This is a genomic window from Bacillus sp. N12A5 (assembly GCF_026790125.1).
GTDB lineage: Bacteria > Bacillota > Bacilli > Bacillales > Bacillaceae > Bacillus.
On record NZ_JALAMR010000003.1, the window covers coordinates 183,966 to 209,513 of the forward strand.

General features: G+C 42.9%; 28 protein-coding genes and 2 pseudogenes. 10 read left to right on the forward strand and 20 right to left on the reverse strand.

Features of this window, described 5'->3' with window-relative positions:
- Positions 1–161: 161 nt before the first annotated feature.
- Positions 162–595 (forward strand): annotated as a pseudogene (locus tag MOC09_RS04150) (ATP-dependent DNA ligase); the annotation flags it as partial.
- Between the two features lie 413 nt (positions 596–1,008).
- Here the strand turns inward: MOC09_RS04150 and MOC09_RS04155 are convergent.
- The 6 genes from MOC09_RS04155 to spoVK form a co-directional block, all read right to left on the reverse strand.
- Entirely contained in the window at positions 1,009–1,206 is a 198-nt protein-coding gene (locus tag MOC09_RS04155; RefSeq protein WP_268367295.1) for a hypothetical protein, read from the reverse strand.
- A gap of 431 nt (positions 1,207–1,637) precedes the next feature.
- Positions 1,638–2,972, reverse strand: a complete 1,335-nt coding sequence (glnA, locus tag MOC09_RS04160; RefSeq protein ID WP_268360836.1) for a type I glutamate--ammonia ligase — start codon at positions 2,970–2,972, stop codon at positions 1,638–1,640.
- 57 nt (positions 2,973–3,029) lie between these two features.
- A complete protein-coding gene (gene glnR / locus MOC09_RS04165; RefSeq protein ID WP_003238341.1) occupies positions 3,030–3,437 on the reverse strand; it encodes a transcriptional repressor GlnR in 408 nt (135 codons plus the stop codon).
- Between the two features lie 109 nt (positions 3,438–3,546).
- Positions 3,547–4,812: an aminotransferase class I/II-fold pyridoxal phosphate-dependent enzyme gene (locus MOC09_RS04170; RefSeq protein ID WP_268369661.1), complete on the reverse strand. Its 1,266-nt coding sequence runs from the start codon at positions 4,810–4,812 to the stop codon at positions 3,547–3,549.
- A 17-nt stretch (positions 4,813–4,829) separates the two neighbouring features.
- Entirely contained in the window at positions 4,830–6,092 is a 1,263-nt protein-coding gene (gene hflX / locus MOC09_RS04175) for a GTPase HflX (RefSeq protein ID WP_268369663.1), read from the reverse strand.
- A gap of 132 nt (positions 6,093–6,224) precedes the next feature.
- Positions 6,225–7,193: a stage V sporulation protein K gene (gene spoVK / locus MOC09_RS04180; protein WP_268369797.1), complete on the reverse strand. Its 969-nt coding sequence runs from the start codon at positions 7,191–7,193 to the stop codon at positions 6,225–6,227.
- 738 nt (positions 7,194–7,931) lie between these two features.
- Between spoVK and cwlC the strand changes: the two genes are divergently transcribed.
- Positions 7,932–8,699 (forward strand): sporulation-specific N-acetylmuramoyl-L-alanine amidase, encoded by a 768-nt coding sequence (cwlC, locus tag MOC09_RS04185; RefSeq protein WP_268369664.1) that lies wholly within the window; start codon positions 7,932–7,934, stop codon positions 8,697–8,699.
- Between the two features lie 63 nt (positions 8,700–8,762).
- On the opposite strand, the gene MOC09_RS04190 is transcribed toward cwlC, so the two are convergent.
- From MOC09_RS04190 to MOC09_RS04230, 9 genes are all read right to left on the reverse strand, one after another.
- Positions 8,763–9,383: a hypothetical protein gene (locus MOC09_RS04190; protein ID WP_268360827.1), complete on the reverse strand. Its 621-nt coding sequence runs from the start codon at positions 9,381–9,383 to the stop codon at positions 8,763–8,765.
- A 59-nt stretch (positions 9,384–9,442) separates the two neighbouring features.
- Complete coding sequence (gene nrdF / locus MOC09_RS04195; RefSeq protein ID WP_071576906.1) at positions 9,443–10,432, reverse strand: class 1b ribonucleoside-diphosphate reductase subunit beta; 990 nt, start codon at positions 10,430–10,432, stop codon at positions 9,443–9,445.
- A 17-nt stretch (positions 10,433–10,449) separates the two neighbouring features.
- Positions 10,450–12,552, reverse strand: coding sequence for a class 1b ribonucleoside-diphosphate reductase subunit alpha (gene nrdE / locus MOC09_RS04200; RefSeq protein WP_268360825.1), 2,103 nt, complete (start codon positions 12,550–12,552; stop codon positions 10,450–10,452).
- Positions 12,512–12,904, reverse strand: coding sequence for a class Ib ribonucleoside-diphosphate reductase assembly flavoprotein NrdI (gene nrdI, locus MOC09_RS04205; RefSeq protein WP_014476876.1), 393 nt, complete (start codon positions 12,902–12,904; stop codon positions 12,512–12,514). The genes nrdE and nrdI overlap by 41 nt, the downstream gene beginning before the upstream one ends.
- Positions 12,905–13,147: 243 nt before the next feature.
- Positions 13,148–13,378 (reverse strand): hypothetical protein, encoded by a 231-nt coding sequence (locus MOC09_RS04210; protein ID WP_003238362.1) that lies wholly within the window; start codon positions 13,376–13,378, stop codon positions 13,148–13,150.
- Between the two features lie 81 nt (positions 13,379–13,459).
- Complete coding sequence (locus MOC09_RS04215) at positions 13,460–13,735, reverse strand: YmzC family protein (RefSeq protein ID WP_268360823.1); 276 nt, start codon at positions 13,733–13,735, stop codon at positions 13,460–13,462.
- Between the two features lie 102 nt (positions 13,736–13,837).
- On the reverse strand, positions 13,838–14,059 hold the full coding sequence (gene hfq, locus MOC09_RS04220) for an RNA chaperone Hfq (protein ID WP_003221097.1): 222 nt from the start codon (positions 14,057–14,059) through the stop codon (positions 13,838–13,840).
- Between the two features lie 39 nt (positions 14,060–14,098).
- A complete protein-coding gene (miaA, locus tag MOC09_RS04225) occupies positions 14,099–15,043 on the reverse strand; it encodes a tRNA (adenosine(37)-N6)-dimethylallyltransferase MiaA (RefSeq protein WP_268369665.1) in 945 nt (314 codons plus the stop codon).
- 99 nt (positions 15,044–15,142) lie between these two features.
- Positions 15,143–15,556 carry a YmaF family protein gene (locus tag MOC09_RS04230; protein ID WP_268360820.1) on the reverse strand — a complete coding sequence of 138 codons (414 nt, stop codon included), beginning with the start codon at positions 15,554–15,556 and terminating at the stop codon, positions 15,143–15,145.
- A gap of 89 nt (positions 15,557–15,645) precedes the next feature.
- Between MOC09_RS04230 and MOC09_RS04235 the strand changes: the two genes are divergently transcribed.
- From MOC09_RS04235 to ebrB, 3 genes are all read left to right on the forward strand, one after another.
- Complete coding sequence (locus tag MOC09_RS04235) at positions 15,646–15,891, forward strand: hypothetical protein (RefSeq protein ID WP_268360819.1); 246 nt, start codon at positions 15,646–15,648, stop codon at positions 15,889–15,891.
- 140 nt (positions 15,892–16,031) lie between these two features.
- A complete protein-coding gene (ebrA, locus tag MOC09_RS04240; protein WP_268360818.1) occupies positions 16,032–16,349 on the forward strand; it encodes a multidrug efflux SMR transporter subunit EbrA in 318 nt (105 codons plus the stop codon).
- Positions 16,350–16,361: 12 nt separating this feature from the next.
- Positions 16,362–16,715: a multidrug efflux SMR transporter subunit EbrB gene (ebrB, locus tag MOC09_RS04245; RefSeq protein ID WP_268360816.1), complete on the forward strand. Its 354-nt coding sequence runs from the start codon at positions 16,362–16,364 to the stop codon at positions 16,713–16,715.
- 12 nt (positions 16,716–16,727) lie between these two features.
- On the opposite strand, the gene MOC09_RS04250 is transcribed toward ebrB, so the two are convergent.
- From MOC09_RS04250 to MOC09_RS04260, 3 genes are all read right to left on the reverse strand, one after another.
- The gene (locus MOC09_RS04250) at positions 16,728–17,180 is read right to left on the reverse strand and encodes an OsmC family protein (protein ID WP_268360815.1); all 453 of its coding nucleotides are present in this window, start codon (positions 17,178–17,180) and stop codon (positions 16,728–16,730) included.
- A 74-nt stretch (positions 17,181–17,254) separates the two neighbouring features.
- Positions 17,255–17,962 carry a poly-gamma-glutamate hydrolase family protein gene (locus tag MOC09_RS04255; RefSeq protein WP_268360813.1) on the reverse strand — a complete coding sequence of 236 codons (708 nt, stop codon included), beginning with the start codon at positions 17,960–17,962 and terminating at the stop codon, positions 17,255–17,257.
- 285 nt (positions 17,963–18,247) lie between these two features.
- Positions 18,248–18,481, reverse strand: coding sequence for a hypothetical protein (locus MOC09_RS04260; RefSeq protein WP_268369666.1), 234 nt, complete (start codon positions 18,479–18,481; stop codon positions 18,248–18,250).
- A 222-nt stretch (positions 18,482–18,703) separates the two neighbouring features.
- On the opposite strand from MOC09_RS04260, the gene aprX reads away from it, so the two are divergent.
- The 3 genes and pseudogenes from aprX to MOC09_RS04275 all read left to right on the forward strand — a co-directional run bounded on the left by aprX (position 18,704) and on the right by MOC09_RS04275 (position 21,232).
- Positions 18,704–20,032 carry a serine protease AprX gene (aprX, locus tag MOC09_RS04265; protein ID WP_268369668.1) on the forward strand — a complete coding sequence of 443 codons (1,329 nt, stop codon included), beginning with the start codon at positions 18,704–18,706 and terminating at the stop codon, positions 20,030–20,032.
- Between the two features lie 112 nt (positions 20,033–20,144).
- Positions 20,145–20,797, forward strand: a pseudogene (locus MOC09_RS04270) (hypothetical protein).
- Between the two features lie 78 nt (positions 20,798–20,875).
- Positions 20,876–21,232: a hypothetical protein gene (locus tag MOC09_RS04275; RefSeq protein ID WP_268360808.1), complete on the forward strand. Its 357-nt coding sequence runs from the start codon at positions 20,876–20,878 to the stop codon at positions 21,230–21,232.
- Between the two features lie 73 nt (positions 21,233–21,305).
- Here the strand turns inward: MOC09_RS04275 and MOC09_RS04280 are convergent, their stop codons facing one another.
- Entirely contained in the window at positions 21,306–21,938 is a 633-nt protein-coding gene (locus MOC09_RS04280; RefSeq protein WP_268369669.1) for a TetR/AcrR family transcriptional regulator, read from the reverse strand.
- 120 nt (positions 21,939–22,058) lie between these two features.
- Between MOC09_RS04280 and MOC09_RS04285 the strand changes: the two genes are divergently transcribed.
- Both MOC09_RS04285 and MOC09_RS04290 read left to right on the forward strand, forming a co-directional pair.
- Positions 22,059–22,616 (forward strand): hypothetical protein, encoded by a 558-nt coding sequence (locus MOC09_RS04285; RefSeq protein ID WP_268369671.1) that lies wholly within the window; start codon positions 22,059–22,061, stop codon positions 22,614–22,616.
- A 172-nt stretch (positions 22,617–22,788) separates the two neighbouring features.
- Positions 22,789–23,244 carry a regulatory YrvL family protein gene (locus MOC09_RS04290; protein ID WP_268369673.1) on the forward strand — a complete coding sequence of 152 codons (456 nt, stop codon included), beginning with the start codon at positions 22,789–22,791 and terminating at the stop codon, positions 23,242–23,244.
- Positions 23,245–23,653: 409 nt separating this feature from the next.
- Here MOC09_RS04290 and mutL read toward each other — a convergent pair whose 3' ends face one another.
- Positions 23,654–25,540, reverse strand: coding sequence for a DNA mismatch repair endonuclease MutL (gene mutL / locus MOC09_RS04295; RefSeq protein WP_268369675.1), 1,887 nt, complete (start codon positions 25,538–25,540; stop codon positions 23,654–23,656).
- Positions 25,541–25,548: the final 8 nt, after the last annotated feature.

Sequence of the window (25,548 nt, forward strand, 5' to 3'; positions counted from 1 at the left end):
TTTCCTTCAATATAATACCACGAATTTATGAGTTAACATTAAGAATATTTGTAACTTAATTACAAATACCCAAAAGATTATAATATTAGTGATTTTATTCCACCATTCTGATGGAGAAATATCCGTAATGAACCACCTTTGAACTATTTCGAAAAAAGGGAATATTAGACTGCGAGGTCGTTTTAGCTTCCCCAAGTGGCGCTCCTGACTTCGAGGGAACGTTTCATGTCCAAAAAATCAGCTCATAAGATTGTTTACTGTGTCTTTGTTGTTGTCTACAAAGACGGTCAGTCCATTGCCTCTAAGCGGCTCACTATGCGTAAGAAGTTTTGAATCACTTGAACTGGATGATCTTACTGTCCTTGTTATCGAAGGAATTCAAGGAAACGGACTAGTTTACTTTGCTTTGACCAAAGAAAAAAATTCAGAGTGTATCGTACCCAAGAAAGCTGACTCCCTTATGAAATTAATAAACACCGGCTACACCAAGAAGGATATAAAACCCCTTCTCGCCTATTCCGATGGAACTGCAGCTGGGTTGCCACATGCAGAACGAAGTAAGTTCCGCTTCACCAAATTAGCCAGAGCAGGCAGTTATATCACGAGCTCAGCGAGGGAAGTGGCGCTTCGGTAATGACTGTAGGGGAAATTGGACAATCAGCGGCATTGTCGACAACTCATCTGATTCGCGGAAAATGTTTATTAGACGCATAGTCTGAAATCTTTAGAAGGTGGCAACAGACGATTTGCCTCCCAATTCTAGGTATTTTTCGAACCCCCGCTTATTTTTTGGTCCAGGCCGCCTTCCGTAGCGACAAAGGAGTGACTGTTCACGAATATCTTTGTGCATCGTCGTTTAACGGATAAATTCAAGTCATAGCCGTTATGTCATCGGACCCGGCATGTCTAACCAATATAAACTTTCCTGCCCACAAGGTCAGGTTTTTCTTTAACCGCACAGGCATTCCAATCGTCAATAGAGATGAAGCTTTCCTCACTCACTTGCCGCTAAACATTAAAGTTTTTCACATACAATGCATGTAAATTCCGCTGCTCTTTTGCTGCAACCAAGCCCAGCTTTAAAGATGCACCAAGGTAGGGGTACGTTTCTGGACGCTCCGCCTCTTTTTCAACGCCATCCTGTTCATAAATGGCGATGAAATCATCATCTATATTGCGCTCTTTTCTTAGCACTTTTTTTAGCATCATAACTTCTGGGTTTACTAATGATTGCAAGCATCCATGTAATAATTAATGATTTTATCTATTGTCTGTTCAACGTTATGTGCGTGATCCGAGTATTCGCTTTTCAAATACCGGATAATTCGCTTTTATCCTCAAGATACAGATAGACTTTCTCATATTGTTCAATATAAAGGTCGTTCCATCCAGGAATAAACGAGAGTTCAGATTCTATCTTTTACTAGTACAATTTTTTAGAAGTTTGGAAAAGAATATAGAATACATAAAGGAGACTTTAGCTTTTAAAGAAAGGTTTACAGCAATTATGGAGTTAGATTCATAACTTCAAATTTTTTTGGTCATATTTTGGTCAAGGACTAAAAATATTGTTCTCTTAATCTTTTGACCAAAATTCAAAAATCCCCTGACATCAATAGTGCCAAGGGATTGAGAGATTAATACTGAGACATATACTGTTCGCGCTCCCAAGGGTGAACTTGTGTGCGGAACATATCCCATTCGATTTCTTTTGCTTCGATGAAGTGTTCGAATAGGTGCTCGCCCAGCGCTTTGACCATGACTTCGTTAGATTTGAATTCTTCTAGCGCTTCTGCAAGTGTTGCTGGAAGGTCAACGATTCCGTTTTCCATGCGCTCTTCTTTGCTCATCACATAGATGTTGCGGTCGATTGGAGCTGGCGCTTCTAGTTTGTTTTTGATTCCGTCTAAGCCTGCAGCAAGCAATACGCTAAGTGCAAGGTACGGGTTAGCAGCCGGATCTACGCTGCGTACTTCAACACGAGTGCTGATGCCGCGGGAAGCCGGAATACGGATAAGCGGGCTTCTGTTTTGCGCGCTCCATGCTACATAACATGGTGCTTCATAGCCAGGAACAAGACGTTTGTATGAGTTTACTGTCGGGTTTGTTACTGCTGTAAAGCTTGTTGCGTGCTTCACGATACCTGCAATGAAGTGTTTCGCTGTTTCACTTAATTGAAGATCTGCCTTTTCGTCATAGAATGCGTTAACGCCATTTTTGAAGAGTGATAGATTGCAGTGCATACCGGAACCGTTCACACCGAACAATGGTTTTGGCATAAATGTCGCATGCAGACCGTGTTTACGGGCAATTGTTTTAACAACTAGTTTAAACGTTTGGATGTCGTCACAAGAGCGAACAGCACCAGCATATTTAAAGTCGATTTCGTGCTGGCCAGGTGCTACTTCGTGGTGAGACGCTTCGATTTCAAAGCCCATCTCTTCAAGCTCAAGTACGATATCGCGGCGGCAGTTTTCTCCCAAGTCAGTCGGGGCTAAGTCGAAATATCCGCCTTTGTCGTTTAGTTCAAGCGTCGGCTCGCCTTTTTCGTCTAATTTGAATAAGAAGAATTCAGGCTCAGGCCCGAGGTTGAAATCGCTGAAGCCGAGGTCTTCCATTTCTTTCAGAATCCGTTTCAAGTTGTTTCGCGGGTCACCTTCGAAAGGTGTGCCATCCGGATTGTAGATATCACAGATGAAACGTGCTACTTTACCTTTTTCAGCCGTCCATGGGAAGATAACAAATGTATTTAGATCTGGATACAGGTACATGTCTGACTCTTCGATACGAACGAACCCTTCAATAGAAGAACCGTCAAACATGACTTTATTATCAAGCGCTTTTTCAAGCTGGCTTACAGGAATTTCAACATTCTTGATTGTTCCAAGAATGTCAGTAAATTGAAGGCGGATATACTTGACGTTTTCTTCTTTTACTAATTTTACGATATCTTCTCTAGTGTACTTTGCCATTTCGTAAAACTCCTCCTCTAAAAGGTAAATGTATATAGCAAAACAGTTGCTAACGGATTAATGAAAGAAGCGGGACATGTCGCCTTGACGGAATGTATTCCCTCTTTGAAAACGGCCGGCTTGCATGAGCTCGTTTTTCAGGAGCTGTCTCAGCTCGTCATCGGACAAATCATGTTTCATTGGTTTTTTCGTCTTTTCGTTTTGTTTTTGCTCCGGCTCGGCTTCCGCTTTCGCCAGAATCTGTTTAATTCCTGCCATGTTTACACCTTGTTCTATCAGGTGCTTGATTTCTAACAGTTTATCTACATCATGGAAAGAAAATAATCGTCTATTCCCTTCGCTTCTAGCTGGAAATATCAGTCCATTTTCCTCATAATATCGAATTTGCCTTGCTGATAACTCAGTTAACTGCATGACAATTCCTATTGGAAATAAAGGCATTGAGCGGCGAATATTATCACTCATCTCAATTTCCTCCTTTTCTTAACTTAGTTTCATTATAGGTGATGTTATATTTTGTGTCAATAAGATGTAAGGATTCTTAACATGAAATTCAGTGAAATTTTTAAAAAATTTAAATTAATTTCTTTTTCATAAGTGAATCCACTGCACTGCATATCGCATTCTTCACATGCGAATAGGTTAATCCTCCCTGAACATACGCTACATACGGCGGACGGATAGGGCCGTCTGCTGATAATTCAATGCTTGCCCCTTGTATAAATGTGCCTGCCGCCATAATGACATCATCTTCGTATCCCGGCATGTAGGCCGGATACGGCGTCACGTGGGCATTGATCGGCGATGCATATTGAATTGCCTGACAAAAGGCAATCATCTTTTCTCTGTCAGAAAACTCAACGGATTGTATCAAATCTGTTCTTTTCGCATCCCATTTCGGGTTTGAAGTGAAGCCCAGTTTTTCAAGGAATCTTGCGGTAAACACCGCTCCCTTTAAGCTTTGTGACACCACGTGAGGCGCCAAAAAGAAGCCCTGGTACATTTCTTGGAGCGAGTAAAGAGATGCTCCTGCTTCTCTGCCGATCCCAGGTGACGTCATACGGTATGAACAAGCTTCAATCCATTTCGCTTTTCCGACGAGATAGCCTCCTGTTTTCGCAAGACCGCCGCCGGGATTCTTAATGAGAGATCCCGCCATCAGATCGGCTCCGACATGGCAAGGCTCAAGTTCTTCCACAAATTCACCGTAACAGTTGTCCACAAAAACGATTAGATTCTCATTAATTTCTTTAACAAAACGGATCATTTCTTTTATTTCACTAATTAAGAAAGACGGGCGATTCGCATATCCTTTTGAGCGCTGGATGCCGATTACTTTCGTCTTCGAATTGATCGCAGCGGCGACTGCATCATAGTCTATTTTTCCGTCTTCTGTCAGATCAACTGCATTGTAGCCGATTTGAAAATCCTTTAACGATCCAGCATTTTCCCCGCCTCTGACGCCTACAATTTCTTCGAGCGTATCATATGGTTTGCCCGTGATATAAAGAAGTTCGTCCCCCGGTCTGAGAACGCCGAACAAAGCAATCGAGATGGCATGGGTGCCTGAGATAATTTGCGGCCTTACGAGCCCCGCTTCTCCGCCAAACACATCCGCATAAATGCTTTCAAGCGTGTCTCTCCCGATATCATCATAGCCGTATCCTGTAGACGGCGTGAAATGCGTGTCGCTAACTTTGTGTTTTCTATAGCTTTGAAGCACCCTCCATTCATTGCGCTCACTGATTTCTTCTATTTGTTTATGAACGCCGGCAATGTCCGCTTCCACTTCCATTGCCGTTTTTTTCAATAATTCTCCGTGTGTTAATGTGTCAAACATGTCTTTGAATTTCCTTCCTACATATACTTCTTTAATTCACCGATGATGTTTTGCTCTTCTTGTACATAACCTGATATGTCGTACCGTTCATTTTCTTCATTAAAATAGAAGCGGTCAACCATCGTTTCCGATTTGATTCTTGAAAGGAGCTTGCCTTCACTTGCCGGCACATGCGCTTCAAACGACGTTAACAGCTCTTGGCGCAAATAGCGTTGAATCGCTTCTTTAAACATTTCAGCGTCTTCCTCAAATTTTGCACTGACCATAATGTGGTCCCTTCCGGCGGACGGAATAAAATCAGGCAGCCTTTGATCCCGCTTATTGTAAGCCGTCAGCATCGGGATGTCGTCGGCCTCAAGCTCCTCAAGCAACCGAAGCACTGTTTTTTCGTGTCCCGGGTAATCCTCATTTGAGGAATCAATCAAATGCAGGATCAAATCCGCCTCTTTGACTTCCTCAAGCGTTGACCGGAATGCAGCAATCAATGTCGTCGGAAGATCCTGAATAAAACCTACTGTATCTGACAGAAGCACACTGTAGCCGCTTGGGAGGACCATTTTTCTGGTCATCGGGTCCAACGTGGCAAACAGGAGGTCTTCCTCATAGCTGTCAGCACTTGTCAGGCGGTTGAACCATGTTGATTTCCCCGCGTTTGTATATCCGACAAGCGCAATTTGAAGCACACCGTTTTTCTTTCTTCTTTCACGGTATCGGCTTCTATGGCGAATAACAGTTGAAAGCTGTGTGTTGATTTCGTGAATGCGATTTCTGATATGGCGGCGGTCGGTTTCCAGTTTCGTTTCCCCGGGACCTCTCGCCCCAATTCCTCCGCCTTGCCGGGAGAGATTGATTCCTTGTCCCGTCAGGCGCGGAAGTGCATATTGCAGCTGCGCCAGTTCAATTTGAAGCTTGCCTTCTCTCGTTCTCGCCCGCTTTGCAAAAATATCTAATATCAATTGCGTGCGGTCAATCATCTTCACTTCAATTGCTGTTGCCAATGACTTCAGCTGACTTGGCGACAGTTCATCATTAAAGATGAGGAGATCAGCTTCAAGCTCTTCCACCAGTGCCTTCAGCTCTTCTACCTTTCCTTTTCCTATATATGTAGCTGCGTCAGCCCTGTTCCTTTTTTGTGTGACGCTGGTCAATACTTTTCCGTCTGCTGTTTTTGTCAGAGAGGCAAGCTCTTCCATAGAATTTTCAAAATGCTCATCCGTGATATGCGGCAGCTGACATCCGACTAAAATAGCTTTTTCCTGAATCGTTTCTTGTTCGTTCAAATGGATGTTCCTTTCTTTTGCATATTGGGCAGTAGTATTATCATACCAAACCCTGCATGTGTATACCACAAATCGATTGCTTTGAACAGCAAGAAATACAGCAAAAAACAGACCTCTCAGTTTTTGAGAGGTCTATGCAGAGCCGGATGCTTCTTCTTTAATGGAAAGATCTTGACTTTTAATGGTCATCAAGTCGCTTTTTAAGTATTGGTCGCCCATTAAAAGCCTCATGGCTTGCGCTCTGATCGATTTTTCGATCACATTCCTGACAAAACGGCCATTGCTGAACTTAATGGGACTTGTCGTACTTTTCACTGTCATTAAGTAATCTTTTAATTTCCATTCCGCTTCTTGACTGAGCTGGTATTCTCTTTCAGCGATCATTCGTTTGGCAATCTCCATGAGCTGGGTCACAGAATAATCCGGAAAGTCTATGGAGATGGGAAATCTTGATTGGAGACCGGGATTTAATGAGAGAAAATGATCCATTTCCCGCGAATATCCGGCGAGAATTAAAATAAATTCATGCTGTTTGTCTTCCATATGCTTTACAAGTGTATCGATAGCTTCTTTCCCAAAGTCTTTTTCGCCGCCTCTTGCCAGCGAGTAGGCTTCGTCTATAAACAAAATGCCGCCTAATGACTTTTTGATTAAATCTCTCGTCTTTTGGGCGGTGTGGCCGATATATTCCCCGACCAGATCAGCCCGCTCCGCTTCTATGAGGTGGCCTTTTGACAGGACATTCATTTCAAAGAACAGCTTGCCGATCAGCCGTGCAACCGTCGTTTTTCCTGTTCCCGGATTTCCTTTAAACATCATGTGCAGCGCTTGCTTCCCCACCTTTAAACCTTGCTCCGCGCGTTTTTGGTTCACAAAAATCCAAGCGTATATTTCCTTGATGTTACGCTTCATTTCCTCCATTCCAACCAGTGCACTCATCTCTTTTTCTATTTCCTTCAAAATGCTGTGCTTCGCTTCGTTTTTTTGCAAAGCGGCCTGATACTCCGCTTCTGCCTCAGCATTTGTCAGCACTTGCTTCTGCCCGTTCAGAATAATGTTGATCTGTCCGTTGTTTTTATAAGTCACAGCACGCTCCAACATTTTCACCTCTCTGTTCTCTCTATATGATATTCAAGCGGATGCCTTTTGTGACAAACGCCTATCATGTGTCGAAACAATTGCTTTTTTCGGGAACGGTCAGGAATCTTGCGCTTTCCCGAGAAATACTTTATTTCTTATTGTATTCACGGACATGGGATGGACAAACCAAGAGATTTTATTTTTAACAATTTGTTTAGAACATTAGCATTGAATATGGTAATATTTCTTTGATATATCCACCTCTTACTTTATATCAGAAGCAACGATATGAAATATTCTTTCTATCACCTTGCTGGACACTTCGCTCAAAAAAAGCCCGCAGCGGAAAATACCGCCTAAGCCGTGTTCTTTGTTCGTAAGGCGTGCCACTTTCAGTTTCAACACCCAACCCGGGGCCAGAATACGAATCGATTAGTTGATTCGGTGTAGATCTAAGAGACCAACTTTTTCTTCTACTGATAATGATTCGTCGCTTTAATGAAATGCTTGCTCCTCGAAACACAAGCCTAAAACCAGACAGAATCAGTACAAGATACCCCGAATCCGCAATACCCAAAATAAATGACATATTCATATTTTTTAATCCAATGGGATCTGCTGTCACTTCATGTTGAATTGTGCGCTTTCCCGAGAAATAATTTCCGCATATGTAAAGGTTATTTCCTCATTTTTCAGACGGATGATAATCGTACAAGCAGAAGCCGTGTTTTTTCATATCCTGTAATGAGGTGATGAAGAATGGTTAAGATTTTTATTGATCCTGGCCATGGCGGGTCTGATCCAGGCGCAACAGGAAATGGCCTTCAAGAAAAAACGTTAACCCTGCAAATCGCTTTAGCGTTACGTACGATATTGACAAATGAGTATGAAGGGGTTTCTTTACTGCTAAGCCGGACAAGCGACCAATATGTCAGCTTAAGTGACCGGACAAATGCTGCAAATAACTGGGGAGCAGGTTACTTTTTATCCATTCACATTAATTCCGGGGGCGGCACAGGTTTTGAAAGCTATATATACCCGGGCGTGGGGGCACCGACAACGACTTATCAAACAGCGATTCACTCTAAAGTGATACAAGCTGTCGACTTTGCCGACCGCGGTAAAAAAACAGCAAACTTCCACGTCCTAAGGGAGTCGGCAATGCCTGCCCTATTGACCGAGAACGGATTCATTGATACCGTCGCTGATGCAAATAAGCTTAAAACAAGCAGCTTTATTCAAAGCTTAGCGAGAGGCCATGCAAACGGGCTGGAGCAAGCCTTCAACCTAAAAAAAACGTCCAGTTCAGGGTTATATAAGGTTCAAATCGGCGCATTTAAAGTCAAAGCGAATGCGGACTCACTTGCAAGCAGCGCCGAAGCTAAAGGTTTTGACACCATTGTCATCTTAAAGGATGGCTTATACAAAGTACAGATCGGCGCATTTACATCCAAAGACAATGCAGACGCTCTTGCTGCCAGAGCGGAGAATGCCGGCTTTGACGCTATTGTCATTCTAGAGTCTTAATCGAGACGCGGACAAGCGCCTCATAAAAAACCCGGCTCCTCCATCATGAGAAACCGGGTTTTTTTATTTAAGAATATCAACAACAAACTTTGACCATGTTTCCAGACGGTTATAGATATCGTCCTGTTTTAATTCAGAGACTTTCATCCATTTTCCTGCAATTTGTTCTTTCTCCTTCACTTCCACTTGAGCGCCAGGCTTCAACTGAAGCGCAGAAAGAATTCCAATATGCACCTTGCCGACACTGTTTTCATCATCATTGATCAATCCAAGTGTGACAATCGCCTGTTTATCTTTTTCATTTATTTGCAGTTCTTCCTCAAGCTCACGGTCCGTGTTCAGCTTTAAGACTTCAGCGAATGAGGCTGCTCCATCAATAGCATTCATATGGCCTCCAAAGCCGAGAGAAAGCTTATTGTGCAGACGTGATTCTCCGCCGCCAGCCAGCCGCTCGTAAAGAAAAACTTCATCTTCGCGCTTAATGACGACATAAGGAATTGGCTGCTTGAAACGCGGATCTTCCTCTGCATCTCCCCTTCTCATTTCACGATAGGCTGCTTCGATCTGGGCCATGATTTCTGCCACTCTGCTATCTTCACTGTTTACGCCCTGGAAGGTTAAGCTTTCGTTCTTAAACACGTTGTCGCGCGGGGCGACCAAAATCATTTCGTCCATTTTTCCCATGATTACTGCGTCCTCCTCGTCCTCCTCATTTGAACCTTTCAAGCCGAAAAGAGCAGATATTATATCTGCTCTTTTTCATCTTCAAAATAAAAGTCATCATCTTTGAGCGGCTCAACTGTCGCTTTTTTATAACCGTTCCCCTTCATAGAGAAGAAGTCATGTGATTTTGTTTTTGTATTTAAACCGTTTAAAACGATCGGATTAATATCTTCTTCTTCAAAGTATGGATCAAATCCTAGGTTCATCAGCGCTTTATTGGCATTATAGCGGATGAATTTCTTTACATCGTGTGAGAGTCCGACTTGATCGTACAGGTCCTCTGTATACTCAAGCTCATTTTCATATAACTCATTCAGAAGGTCGATCGCAAATTCGCGGAGCTCCGCTTTCTTCTCTTCTGTCTGCTTATTATAGATTTCCTGAGCAAGGAGGCCCACATAGACGCCGTGAATTGCTTCATCACGAAGGATCAGGTTGATGATTTCACCGCTTTGCATCAGTTTTCCTTGTCCGTAGAAATATAACGGATAATAGAAACCGCTGTAGAAGAGGAAGCTTTCAAGATAAACGGAAGCAACCATCGCCTTGAACAGTGAGATCTCGTCATCTTTTTGAATAGCTTTGTAAAGTCCGACGATGATTTGCGCTTTTTTCTGCAAATATTTGTTTTGTTTAACCCATTCGAATACTTCATTAATCGTTTCAGTCGGTGCCAGGGTCATGAAAATATTAGAGTATGACTTTGCATGGACAGCGTTCTCCATCATTGCCATAAAGTTCAGCACCGCTTTCCGCTGATGGCCGTCTACGTGTTCAGCCACGATCGGCATCCCCGTATTCCCCTGCTCTGTATCAAGAAGAGTAAGTCCGGCCAATACCTTCATATAAGTGTCCTGCTCGTTTTTTCCGAGATACTTCCATGTGAGGAGATCGCCGTTTAGAGCAATCTCTTCCGGAAGCCAGAACTGCTTCACGTTTTGGTTATAGAACATTTGGGTAAAATCGTCTTCATGCTTTGACCAGTTTGCTGCGTCATAAATTTTCGTCACTATAAACTCTCCTTTAATCAAACAACACAAGAAAGGCAGCTGTCTTGCCCAGTATCTTTCGTTCTTGCATAGTAAATGGTTTTAATTCCTCTGTGATGTGCATACAGATCGATTCGGTTTAAATCACGAGTCGTCATTGTGTCTTTTAAGAACAATGTGAAGCTGATTCCCTGATCAATGTGCTGCTGGATAGTCGCGATCATATCTACAACCTTGAACATGTCCATATCGTAAGCTTCTTTATAGAAGAACCAGTTATTAGATGCAAGCCCAGGCATTGGGTAGTACGTTTTTGAGTTGCCGTATGTTCTTTCTTCAATCCGTTCCATGATCGGCATGACGGACGCCGTGCTTGACTGAACGTATGAGATCGAGCCTGTCGGCGCAATGCATAATCTGTAGCTGTGATACATGCCGTGTTCAGCCACAAATGCTTTTAGCTGCTTCCAGTCCTCTGTCGTCGGGATGTGCATGCCTTCAAACAGGTTGGCGATTTTTTCGTATTTCGGTGAGAAATCAGTTGAAACGTACTTGTCAAAGTATTCACCTGTTGCATAGGTCGATCCTTCATACTGATCAAACGTTTCGCCCTTCTCTTTTGCGATTTCCGCAGAACGCTGGATGGAGTAGAAGTTCACCATCATAAAGAACGTGTTTGCAAAGTCACGCGCTTCCGGACTTTCATACGCAATACCGTTTTGCGCGAGGTAGCCGTGAAGGTTCATAGCGCCGAGGCCGATTGATTTCATCGCTTTGTTTGCCCGTCTTACAGCAGGCGCATTGCGGATATCAGTCGTTTCAGACACGTGTGTTAAGGAGTCTGTCGCAAGCTTAACTGTCTTTTCGATTGATTTGTGTTCCATGACGTTGAGAATGTTAAGCGAACCCAGGTTGCAGGAAATATCCAAACCGATTTCATCTTCTTCATCATAGTCTGTGTATGAAGAAACCTGAGATGCCTGCAGCACTTCAGAGCAAAGGTTAGAAAATTTCACCTTGGAAATATGGTTATTCGCATGCACTTTATTCACGTTATCTTGGAACATGATGTATGGATAGCCTGATTCAGAACGAAGCATCGCCAGTTTTTCAAGCAATTTCCGCGGGTTGATTTTTTCCTTTTTCACCCGAGGGTTGTCGACAAATTTGTCGTACATTTCGTTCATGTCCATTTCATCCATGTGCTGGCCGTACTCTTTATAAATCGTGTGCGGATAAAATACGTAAGCCGCTTTGTCTTCACGTGCAAGCTCAACGAACTTGTCCGGAATGACAACACCGATAGATAGCGTTTTGACGCGCACATCTTCATCGGCAGAAATCTTCTTCGTATCGAGAAAATCATTGATATCGCGGTGGAAAATGTTTAAGTACGCCGCGCCAGATCCTTGTCTTTGTCCCATTTGGTCAGCGTAACGGAACGCATTATCTAGAAGCTTCATGACGCCTACAACGCCTTTTGTGGCATTTTCAACATCTTTAATGGCCTCACCTTTCGCGCGAAGCTTGGACAGGTTGAGAGAAACCCCGCCGCCCAGTTTAGAAAGCTGCATGGAAATATCAATCGCTCTTGAAATATCGTTTAATGAATCATTGACTTCGAGCAAGAAGCAGCTCACCAGCTCACCGCGGCGTTTTCTGCCCGCGTTCAAAAATGTCGGTGTGCTCGGCTGATATTCCTGATTGATCATCAGATTCACATATTCTTTTGCTTTCTCAGTGTCGCCGTTTGCGAAGAACAGCGCGACAATTGAGATCCGGTCCTCATATCGCTCGAGGATTTTTTTCTTGTCATTCGTTTTCAAAGCATAGTCATTATAGAATTTAAACGCACTCATGAAGGAAGGAAAACGAAACTTCTTAGCGTAAGCTGTCTTAAACACTGCTTTAATGTCTTCAAAAGAATAAAGGCTTAAGAATTCCTCTTCGTAGTATTGGTTTTTAATCAAATAATCCAGCTTCTCTTTTAAGTCGTGAAAGAAAACTGTGTTTTGATTGATATAGTCTACAAAATAGCTATGTACAGCCTCTTTATCCTTATCAAACTGGAATTTTCCATCTTTTTGGATCATGATTTCGTTATTTAACTGGATCCATTTTGGCACTTGATTTTGTGACAACTCTTTCTACCTCCTGAGTAAACAATTCAACGTCTTTAGATGTGCCGCTGAGTTCAAATTTGTGCAAGATCGGCACCTGATATTGTCTTGAAATGGTATCGGCGCTTTTTGCAAAGTTATCGCCCCATACTTTATTGCCGCTCGCAGCGACTCCTAATAAAAGATGGGCGTATTTTTCGAGAAATGATTGTGTTGATGCCGGTACCTGGCCGAAGTTTGTCGTGTAGGTGACCAAAACAAACGGAGTGTCCATGTGGTCAATTTCGTCCACCTTGCGTATCTGCTGAAAGCCTGTTTTATTCACAAACCGCTGAACATTCCCTGTTTTTGAATCAAATATGATTTGTACCACGTTTTATCACGACCTATCAAAAAATATGAATCTCTCATCACTAACACTATATATAGTATACTACCCTCTAGCGAAAACACAATATATAGATTTGTTTTTATGAAAAATTCATATTTTGATCAAATCAGGCAGATGGGCAGACCCATTAGGGCCCAAAAAAGAGAGCAGAACGAGAGTGATCTCTCGTCCTACTCGGGGTGTCGTTTTTAAGCCGATGTATATCATAACATGAAAAAAAACTGCTTAGTAGTCTAGATTTTTTTTTCTTAAGCTATCACAGCATTTTTCGCTCTCTACTGTTTCTTCTATTTCAACATCCGCACCGATCTCTTCTAAAACCGCCTTTAAAGCGCTGATAATTGACGCTTCCCTGATTAATTCTTTTCCGTTCACAATGATGCTTGTTCCATATTCATAGCAAGAATCATCTTCGCAAATTTCTTCCCAATGATTCACGATCACTTTATGCTTCATTTTTTCACCCTCTGTTTGATCTGTGTCTGTATTTAGTTTAGCGGGTAGCATCCGCTTTGTAAATTCGGATGCTTGTGAATTTTATTCAAGCTCATCATCCGTGTCGTATTCTTTCTTCAGCTTTACCTCATTGCTGGACTCATTATACTCATAAATTTTAATATAGCCGTCCTCCATAACCCCAAAATGATTATGTTCGAGCGGAAACGAACTTGGCTGAGGCGTTACATCCTCAGAATTGCCGCTGTCTGTTTCAATGATGGTTTCATGGTTCCCGCACGCCCCAAACAGCAAAAATACGGCTATCCACACAAGCGCTATCCTGATTCGTCTCAGTTCTGCTTCACTTTCAAACAAGACCCACCACCCCCTGATACAGATTTTTACACGATATATATATTTAAGGCATATGTTGATCTCATAAAAAAAGACCGTGCCGAGGCACGGTCTTTTTATGATCTATTCGAGTTCAAGCTGGACGTTTTTTTGCGGCGCAAACGTTGAGATCGCATGTTTATATATAAGCTGCTGCTTACCTTCCGATTCCAGCAATACGGTAAAGTTATCAAAGCCTTTGACCTGGCCCCGCAATTGAAAGCCATTCAGCAAAAAAACAGTGACATACGTATTTTCTTTCCGGATTTGATTCAAAAACTGATCCTGAATATTAATCGGTTTCATGTTTCGTCCTCCTTGATTCTCTATATCATACAGTTTCGATTAAAGTTCGAGTTTTCCTGCTATATGTGTGAAAATTTCCTTTTTTTTCAGCTCCATATCAACAGGCGGTGTCATATCGAACCAGGAAACCTGCATTTTGTTGCGAAACCACGTCAGCTGGCGTTTAGCATACCGCCTTGAGTTCTGCTTGAGTTGATCGACGGCATCTGAAAGTGTCACAAAACCGTCAAAGTATGCATAAAGCTCTTTGTAGCCTATCGCCTGTATCGATTGACAGTCTCTCACGTTCATGTCGTAGAGGCGCTTCACTTCCGGAAGAAGACCTGCCTCCATCATCATATCAACCCGCTGATTAATTCTAGCGTAAAGCGTGTCTCGATCCATTGTCAGCCCGATTATCACTGCATTGTACAGGAGCTCTCGTTTTTGCTCCTTCAAATGCTGAGACATCGTTTTTCCGGACGTATGTAAAATCTCCAGGGCACGAATGACTCTTCTAGTATTATTTGGATGAATAGCGGCTGCTGCCTCAGGATCTGCCTCAGCAAGTTTGGCATGAAGAAAGTCAGCGCCTTCCCGCTCCGCAGCCATCTGCATGCTCTGTCGAAACGCGGGATCGTTCGCTTCTTCCGTAAATGTATAATCGTACAGCACAGATTGTATATAAAGCCCTGTGCCGCCGACAATCATCGGGAGCTTTCCTCTATTTGCAATCTCGCTGATTTTGTTTCTCACTAAGCCTTGGTAATCGGCGGTGGAGAAGGAATCTTGGGGATCTAAAATGTCAATCAAATGATGAGGCACTCCCTCCATCTCCTGTTCGGCGATTTTAGCTGTTCCAATATCCATCCCTTTATAAACCTGCATCGAATCTCCGCTGATAATTTCTGCGTGTAAGGACTTAGCTAACTGAATACTTAAATTGGTTTTCCCCACTGCCGTCGGTCCGACTAAAATGACAACGGGCTGCTTCGTATTATTCAATATGTATCACTCTCTTTTATAAATCTCCTCCCATTATAGCATTCATCATGTACAACCACCTATCCATTTTGCCCTTTTTTTGCCCCGGTAAACATCCCGCTACCAGCCGAGCGGCTCATTGCCGACGATTTCTCTCGTCTTTCCTTTCAGGGCATGGCGGTGCGTTTTTCTTCCGTCATCTCTCGGGTCGTACACAACGCCTCCGTACCGGATCTCAATCGGCTCATTATAGGCCAGATACGTCGTTTCTTCGATTTCATGATAATGCGTGCCGTCTGCCAGGGGTATCGCAGGGCCCGAGATTCCGTAATACCGATGGAAATGACCGTTTTCAAAAGACGTAATCCCAGTAAAGTAGTGTGTATGCTGATCGGTATTAGATCCATTAGCCGGCTGAGTAAATCCTTCAATGAGGTGATAATGTCCCTGTTCTCTTGTCGTTTTGACGTGGTATGCATGAGCGTGAGGCGGCGCTTTTGACCAGTCAGACGGATACAGGCCCAATGTGCTCACATCCCTTCTTTTTCATCAGACGCCCAATCAAATCTGGGTAGGCTGAATACACTGCATCATCTACAATTTATTACAGGGGGAAAGAAAAAATGAACGAGGTAGAACATTTCACTGCTGAAGATACAAGGATAATTGGAAGACCCTTTGGGTTTGGGAGACCGTTTGGAAGACCTGGATTTGGCTACGGGTTTGGATTTGGGCGTCCATTCGGATTTTACGGGGGACCTTTTTTCGGCGGCCTTGTCGGCGGGCTTGTAGGAAGCGCTTTATTTAATCCTTATTTTTATGGCGGATATCCCTTTTATCCGTATCCTCCATTCCCTTATTACTATTAAACACAACAGATCCCTTAAAAAAGGGGTCTTTTTTCTGTCACTGAAAATGAATCTCTTGACTCATACTTAGGCATACACTAATATTTTTCTAGCTGAGATTTTTATGATCTAAAACGATATTGAAGTGAGGAGAATTTACGATGTTGACAGGATACATATTCCTCACGATTGCCATATGCTCGGAATCGTTAGGAGCGGCCATGCTGAAAGTGTCTGACGGCTTCAAAAAGTGGAAGCCAAGCGCCTTGGTCGTGATTGGCTATTCCCTCGCTTTTTATATGCTGTCGCTCACCTTAAACCATATCCCCCTAAGCCTCTCATATGCGACGTGGAGCGGTGTGGGCACGGTGCTGACGTCAGTGATCGGAGTGAAATGGTTCAAGGAAGAACTGAACGTGAAAGGACTGATCGGAATCCTTTTATTAATTTCAGGGGTTGTATTACTTAACTGGCAATAAGGAGTGAGGATGATGAAAGGATTTCTTTATTTAGGTCTTGCCATTGTATTCGAGGTGTTCGGCAGCACGATGCTGAAGCTTTCAGAGGGATTTACACAAGCCTGGCCCATTATCGGGGTTATTGCCGGGTTTCTATCGGCTTTTACCTTTCTAAGTTTTTCTCTGAAGACCGTTGACTTATCAAGCGCGTATGCGACATGGTCAGGCGTTGGAACAGCGCTCACAGCCATTGTCGGGTTTTTGTTTTTTGGCGAAACCATCAGTTTAAAAGGAGTATTCGGCCTTACACTTGTCATCGCAGGCGTCGTCGTATTAAATCAGTCGAAAGCTCCTGCTAAAGAAAAAAAACAGACGGCCTGTGAGTGACCGTCTGTTTTTTTATTCACCAGCCCTCTTTACAGAAGCTTCAAGGTGCAGCTCGACATTTCCTTGAACTGCGCGTGAAATCATGCATGACGACTCCGCCTTTTCACAAAGCTTGTGCGCCAATGTAACGTCTTCTTGTGAAGCATCACGTTTGAGCACGACGTAAGGACGGTGAATGATCTTTTTGTATGTAAAGACTCCTTTTGTGACGTCGACAATACCTTCTGACTCCATCTGCAAGTCTTCTTTTTCCAGCCCGCTTCTTTCCATCATCGCAGCCAGTGTAATAATATAACAAGTCGCTGCCGCTCCGAGAAGCATTTCATCTGGGTTGGTCCCCTCTCCCGGTCCGTCCATTTCTTTAGGAATCGAAATAGATGTGATGAGGTTTCCGCTTTCAATCGTACCGACGTCATTGCGGTTACCCGGCCAGTTCGCTTTTAAGTAAAAATGATGATCCGCCATCGTATGTTTTCCCTCCTTTTTTGACCTTATTTCAGTCTACTGATCTTTGCTTCTTTTGTCTTCTGATCTGCTTGTTACGAATACTCTTTTTCAAGGACACTTTTGATCGCACGGACATAAGCATAAAATTCACTGTTCTTTGTATATTTTCTATTCTTATAATAAAAATCATCGAAAAATGCTTCTCTCTGCTCGCGGCTGATTTCCAGCTGGATACTCAGCCCCGTTTCCCCTTGGTTGTTAATGTTTTCGGCGTTCAATCCAGCAAGACCGCTTTTAGATGACGCTAGCTCAGCGGAAAACCCCCTTCTCTTGAGGGCTTTTACGATCATTTTCGCCCGCTTTCGATCTGTGCCACCAACAAGTGTATTCTTGTTCTCCCCTTTATATCCGTGGAAAGCCACCACATATTGATGCTCTTTGATCTTTTTTTCAGCTAATGGCTCATCAAAGTTGGTGCTTGTAATGTGCAGCGTTTGGTTATCGTGTGACTTCAGCCCTTCAAACAGGTATGTAGAGTATTCATTATTGAAATACCGCACAAGCTCGCTTACTCCGCCTTCAATTCTTCCGCCGTGCGGAGACATAATTAACACTTTGCTTCCTTTTTTCTCATTATAGGAAATATCATAATCGGCTGGGCTCTCATTTTCTGCCAAGCTGCTGAAATTTGAATATGTATCTGGCTGATTAGATGGTTCAGGTTCTAATGAGTAATGAACATATCTCAGAAATAAGACAATGGCTAAGACTAATATGACATTTAGTATAAATCTTCTCATGTTTAACTCCTTTCATAAGAATGGCACAGTTCATTATATGAGGTTTAGCCAATAGGTTTTATCTTACCATTGTATACGCTAGATCATCAGTGAAAAAGTTCCCGGTTTCAAAAAATCAATTGATTGTCACGGTTAATAGCGGTTCATTTCAAATATGAGTGAAAAAAGATTGAGAGGAAAGACAAAAAAGGTAGGAACAACCTCACTTGGTAATTAAATGTATAGAGGTTTAAGGAGGATTTTGCCAATTAACAGACCGCCCGGTATGCTGAGACGGACAGCCTGTTAACGGCCTGCAAAATAGATGTTTTGCTTATTTGTTCTCACAAAATCACAGGAGAGGATAGAGTCTAACAAAAACGTTCTAATCTGTTGTTTCGAAAAACAAAAAGCTTTGATTTGCGTTTTGCTTTTGTGTCTTACAATAATCGTTCTTTTACTGATCGTTCCGTCTTTCTTCATATATATTATGCTGATTGGCATTTGGCTTTCCAAAGACCGATGTAAGAAGAAATTCATACAGCTGCGCTCCCCTTGCGTTTCATATGACAACATTATAATACGAACAAGCGTTCCTTTTCAATCCCCAATGATTGCCACGACGTATGAACCTTTCGTATCTGATTCGAAAGGTTCATAAAAACCAACTCTTGTCAGCTTCTTATAAAGGACAAACAAACTTACCAAAGCTAGCATCTGTTCATAGAGTATACAGAGAACCTTATAATAGGAGGAAAATACATGTTTGGGTACTCTATGGTACAAATGGTGAGAGCAAATGCTCATAAGCTAGATTGGCCGTTACGCGAAAGCGTCTTGCAGCTTTACAAGCCCTTCAAATGGACTCCTTGCTTCTTGCATCAGTTTTTCGAAACCAAATTGAAAAACAGAAAAAAAATGTCGGTCATTATTGAATTTGAGGAAGGCTGTCACGAGACCGGCTTCCAAATGGCTGGAGAGGTGCTGCAAAAAGAAAAACGCAGCAAGCTAAAAAGCCGTTTTAACAAAATCAATTGCTGCAGCGCCGAGGTGACCCCTTCAGCGTTACATTCGCTTCTTTCTGAATGCAGTGATATCCGAAAAGTGTATTTAAACCGCGAAGTCAAAGCGCTACTGGACACTGCAACCGAAGCAAGCCATGCGAAGGAAGTTGTCAGAAATGGGCAGACCCTGACAGGAAAAGGCGTGACCGTCGCTGTTGTCGATACAGGAATCTACCCGCATCCTGATTTAGAAGGCAGGATTGTCGGCTTTGCGGACATGGTCAATCAGAAAACAGAGCCGTATGATGATAATGGCCATGGCACACACTGTGCAGGTGATGTCGCAAGCAGCGGGGCATCCTCTTCCGGCCAATACCGCGGGCCTGCACCGGAAGCCAATCTAATCGGTGTGAAGGTTTTAAACAAGCAAGGTTCAGGAACGTTAGCAGATATTATTGAAGGTGTAGAGTGGTGTATTCAATACAATGAGGACAACCCGAATGAACCAATTGATATTATCAGCATGTCACTCGGAGGCGATGCGCTTCGATATGATAATGAACAGGAAGACCCATTAGTCAGAGCTGTTGAAGAAGCGTGGAACGCGGGGATTGTCGTCTGTGTCGCTGCCGGAAACTCAGGGCCTGATCCACAAACCATTGCAAGCCCGGGCGTGAGCGAAAAGGTGATTACAGTAGGTGCCCTTGACGATAACAATACCGCAAGCAGCGATGATGATACGGTCGCTTCCTTCTCAAGCCGCGGGCCGACAGTATACGGAAAAGAAAAGCCCGATATTTTAGCGCCGGGTGTTAATATTATTTCCCTTCGCTCTCCGAATTCTTATATTGATAAGCTTCAAAAATCAAGCCGTGTAGGATCTCAGTACTTTACAATGTCAGGAACATCGATGGCAACACCGATCTGTGCAGGAATTGCGGCTTTAATCCTTCAGCAAAATCCTGACCTTACACCTGATGAAGTGAAAGAGCTCTTGAAAAATGGCACAGATAAATGGAAAGATGAAGATCCAAATGTTTACGGAGCGGGCGCTGTAAACGCAGAAAATTCCGTTCCCGGCCAATAGACAGCACCATAAAAGCCGGCAATTCTCGCTCAGCAGACTTGCCGGTTTTGTGTTTTGAATTTTCATAATCATGAGATAAAATAAGAGAAAATAGGTGAAGGAAGTGGGAAAAATGCCATATTATATCTGCAACACATGCGGTGTACAACATGCGCAAACTGTAAATCCACCTAGCTCATGCCTGATTTGCGACGAAGAAAGGCAGTATATTCATCCGGATGGACAGTCATGGACAACCCTTGAAGACCTGCGTGAGAAAGCAAACCTTCAAAACACCCTCAAAAAGGAAGAAGAACATCTTTATAGCATCAAAACTGAACCAGAGTTTGCGATCGGACAGACAGCATTTCTTATCCGGCATGAGGGCTTCAACGTGCTATGGGATTGTATTTCATACCTTGACCATCAGGTGAAACTCTCAAGATAAAGCCGGGACTGGACCTCTACCGTCTGGGCGGACATTTTAAAGGCGGGGCAGTTCTCTATTGGAGCAAGGGCAACGAAGGAAAAGGCTGTCTTTTGACGGGAGATATTATTACGGTTGCGGCGGATCAGAACTGGGTCAGCTTTATGTACAGCTATCCAAATCTCATTCCCCTTCCCGCTTCCAAAGTTGAAGAAATAGCAGCCAAAGTGAAACCGCTTCAATTCAACCGGCTTTATAATGCTTTTTCTAAAGTTGTCAGAGAAAACGCCGGTGAAGCAGTCCAGCGTTCCGCTGAACGTTATATCAAGGCTCTGAACAGCGAATTGTTTCATACATAAAGGGTGAAGCGCTCTCTCCCGTGTAAAACATGAAGCAATTGGGAATAGTATCGTGTAGATCAAAAGGAGGGAATATTGATGGCAAACACGAATACACAGCTTTCTCAATGGCTTGAATCCAAAGTCGGCCAGACCCTTGATATTAGAAAAGGTGAATTGACCCACGATGAAGAGGTTTCAGATTTGGATCAGATTGTTCTTCACCTACAAAAAGTGGGTATACGCAGCACGAATCATCCTGATGACTATGTGGCCAAAGAAGAACTTGTTTTAGAAGGCGCAGGAACAACTTATACTGAGGATGGGAACGTACCGCTTCCGCAAAATGCCTATGAGATTCCTTTATTAGGTGATATTCATATTCACCAGGAAAACGAAGGGTTGAAGGTTGTAACGGACCGGGCAGTATATACAATTGATGTCCAGCACAGCTGACAGTCACTTTACGTAAATAAGATTACTTAGCGCCTTTGAGCTTTTTATTCAAAGGCGCTGCTTCAAAGAACATTTACAATATAGGCCCTTTAGAATGTATCGTGTTTTGACATTCTAAACTTTCCACACAAAATGATTCTACATGTTGCATTATGACACGTTTGATCCGGTCTTTATTCACTCGTACAGGGTCAAGCAGCGCATGTAAAGCCAAGCCGTCAATAAGGGCGTAAAGTCTCTCAGCTTCAATGTCTTTATCAACATTCTGCTTCAGTAAATTGAATTCATCTAAATAGTCAACCAGATTCCGCATTCCGCTGTAAATCCCATCATGATTCGGATCAAACATATCCTTCTTATGTCGGGCGTAAACCGTAAAAGCAAACCACACCTCCATCTCTCTAATGGTTTCTTCATTTGTTGGCACAATTTCAAGCAAAATCTGCAGCACTTTTTCCTTAGGGGGCAAATCCCTCACTGTAATGTCCTCAATACGGGCCATCACCTTTTCTTGAACAAGTTTCATAGCAAAAACAAGCAGCTCATCCTGAGTAGAAAAATAATGGCGCAGCGCCCCTAAAGACAATCCTGCTTCCTTTGCAATGTTTCTGGCTGATGCCCCCTCCATCCCCCGTTCTAAAATCACGCGCCACGTCGCTTCTGCAATTTGTTTTCTTCTTTTCTCATGGTCAATTTGTTTTGGCATAGCTTTATTGTAACAAGAAAAAAATGAGAGAGCAATTTTTATAATACAGTTGTGTTATAAAAATGAAGATGGTAAAATGTTGTTTAAATAATACAACTGTATTGAAAAGAGGGGAATAGATTGAACGGTATCGCATGGATGATTGTCTTCTGTGAAATTGCGTTTTGGGTCGTGATTGTTTTAGGGCTTGCTGTACGCTACCTATTCAAACAACGTACATTAGGATTGTTATTCTTGACCTTAACCCCAGTTATCGATTTAATCTTATTAGCAGCAACTGCTGTGGACCTTTACCGCGGAGCCTCAGCGACTGCTGCCCATGGTATTGCGGCTGTTTACATTGGTATATCGATCGCTTATGGAAAGCAAATGATTCAATGGGCGGATGAAAGATTTCAATATTATGTGACAAAACAAGGAGCCAAACCGCTGAAGCGTTATGGAATGGATTATGCCAAGCACTATGCAAAAAGCTGGATAAGACACGTGCTGGCCTACCTTATTGGTGCGGGATTGTTAGCAGGAATGATCTACTTCATCAATGATTCTGCCCGAACCGAGGCATTAAGCGGCATTCTTAAAACATGGACAGTCATTTTAGGTATTGATTTTCTCTTTACCGCCAGCTATTTTATCTGGCCGAAAAAAGAAAAAGCCTCAGAGAATCTCAGGAGTTAATATGAAAAAGAAAGTCCTTTTCGCTAGAAAAGGGCTTTTTAAGTTTTTGTCAAAATATGTTATACTGTTTTCCGGTGATTTAATGGGATCTCGACTCTTACTGTTTTCATTAAAATAGCTTAGGAGATTCATATTACAATGGGTAAGTAAGCATGTGAAGGGAGCGTCGTGCTTGAGCCAAAAACAACAGAACGAGAAGTTTAAAGAGATAAAGCTGAGCTCGAAATTATTCGAACTTGTATCCATCATTCTTATCGTTGTCATTGCACTAGCGGTGATCTTCGGCTGCTATTTCTTCGGAATGAAAGGGTTATTCTCTATACTGGGCATCACATACGATTCCAATCAAACATTAGTTTTATTTATTTTAGTCTGTTTTGCTGCAGGCTTGATCATAGACCCACTCACAATGATTGTCTCTATAATTCTGGCAAAATCACTTTCATTGGAAAAGACTGCACTTTTTGCTTTTATCCTGTACTTTATCAGCAATTTCATAACGATTTGTTTTGCGGATTACTTTATGCAGTCTCTATATATTCCAGATGTCTTGCTTTTTGTGATATCAGCATTGATGGCTTTCATTGAACTTGCATTTGATGACCAGCCTAATAGGAGAGCAGCTTAAAATTGCAGCCTATGATTATGTAAGCTTTTTTGCATTTATATCATTGTCATCGTCTAATTTGGCCGAGTTTGACATTACTAGTTATAAAGCGAAAAAAACCTTCTATAATCAAAAATAAAACTCCCTGTTCACTCGAACAGGAAGCAAAACACAATGATTTAATAATTTAAATTCTGCATTCTAAAATTATTCTTACATTCGGATCATCAAGTTCATCTAAAAAGATAATTACCTTTGGACCACCTGCCATGTTTCCACCCCCCTATCCAAAATATACATCAATTCCATTTACCTGTAAATGACAATTTTGTTATACAGAGGGATATTCTTTATGACTCCAAATCAGTACAAAAAAGCATTGAACCATTCAAAAAATGGATCAATGCTTAATTATCATCTTACTCCCCCGCTACATCACGCGTTTGAACATCTTTTCCATCTCATAAGTGGAGTGGTGAATGATGATCGGACGGCCGTGCGGGCATGTAAATGGGTCTGATGTGCTTCGGAGGTCGTCCAAAAGCGCTTTGATTTCGTCATTTCTGAGGTGGCGGTTTGCTTTGATGGAGCCCTTGCAGCTCATCATAATCGCCGCTTCCTCGCGCAGTTTTTTAATATCAATATGTTTGGAGTCGAGCACCTGCTGAATGATTTCTTCTATCAGCTCGGCTTCTTCTCCCTTTGGAAACCAGGCTGGGTGGCAGCGGACGATGTAGCTGTTGGAGCCGAAGGACTCTAAAAAGACTCCGACGCTTTCGAGCTCTTGTTTGTGCTGTTCAATAATCAGCGCCTCGTTCGTAGAATAGTGGAACGTCAGCGGCACGATCATATCCTGCACCTCAGGCTCAACCTCTCCTACCTTTTCGCGGAAATATTCGTACTTAATACGCTCTTGCGCAGCATGCTGGTCAATAATATATAAGCCGTTTTCATTTTGTGCCAGTATATAAGTCCCATGCATCTGTCCGATCGGGTACATAATCGGAACGCGCTCAGATGTTGGCTCCGGCTGTTGCTCATGGTATTCTTCCTGCTCAAATGTTTCAGGCTGTTCTTCTGATACATCAGGCACCTTATTGCTTTGTTCCCGTTCAACGATAGGAGGCGCTGCAAATTGAAGAGGAGGCAATTCTTCCTCCACATCAATTGATTCTTTTACCACTGAACTAAGCTTCATTGGTGAATAAGATGTCGCAACCGTTTTTTCCGGAACTTTTTCTTCAGCAGGCTTTTCATCAAAGGTCATAAACTGCTGCTCATTTTTGAGGGCAGGTGCTGATTTTTTCGGGAGCTGGGCACTTGGAATCAGCTGCTGCTGTTTAAATACATCTTTAATTCCATCACGAATTAAGTCATGAAGCTCTGTTTCCTTGCTGAGACGGACCTCAAGCTTTGACGGATGCACGTTGACATCGACTAAAATCGGGTCCATCGTAATTTCAATATAAGTAATTGGATGGCGCCCGATCGGCAGAAGCGTATGATATCCTTCATGAACCGCTTTAACGAGCGGAAAATTTTTAATGTAACGGCCATTGACCACAGACGACATATAGTTTCTCGATGCCCGTGTAATCTCTGGCAGGGCGATATATCCCTTTACTTCAAAATCCAAAGAACTCACATGAAGCGGAAGCATTTTTTTGGCGACAGCCGTGCCGTAAATCGCTGCCAGCACATGGCGAACATCACCGTTTCCGTTCGTTTGAAGCAGGTTTTTCCCATGATGGCGCAGGCGGATGGAAACTTCCGGATGAGCCAGCGCAATCCGGTTGACTACATCCGTAATGTTCCCAAGCTCTGTGTGAACGGTTTTCATATACTTCAAGCGGGCAGGTGTATTAAAAAACAGATTGGACACGACAATTTCAGTTCCCTTTCTGCTTGACGAACGTGATTCGGAAATGATGTTTCCTCCTTGGAGGACGAGCTTCGTCCCTGCTCCTTCACCGGTGCTTGTCGTAATCTCAAGATGAGAGACGGACGCAATACTCGGCAGTGCTTCTCCCCTAAAACCAAGTGTTCTCACCCTGAACAAATCATTTTCATCTTTTATTTTACTCGTGGCGTGGCGGCGGAAAGCACGCTTGCAATCTTCATTTTCCATTCCTTCGCCGTTATCTAATACCCGAATGGATGCAAGCCCTGCTTCCTCAATATCGATTTCAATGACTGTGCTGCCAGCGTCAATCGCATTTTCCACCAATTCTTTAACGACTGAGGCGGGGCGCTCCACAACCTCGCCGGCAGCAATTTTATTTGAAAGCTCATCTGACAGCTGGATGACTTTTGCCACATTCATCA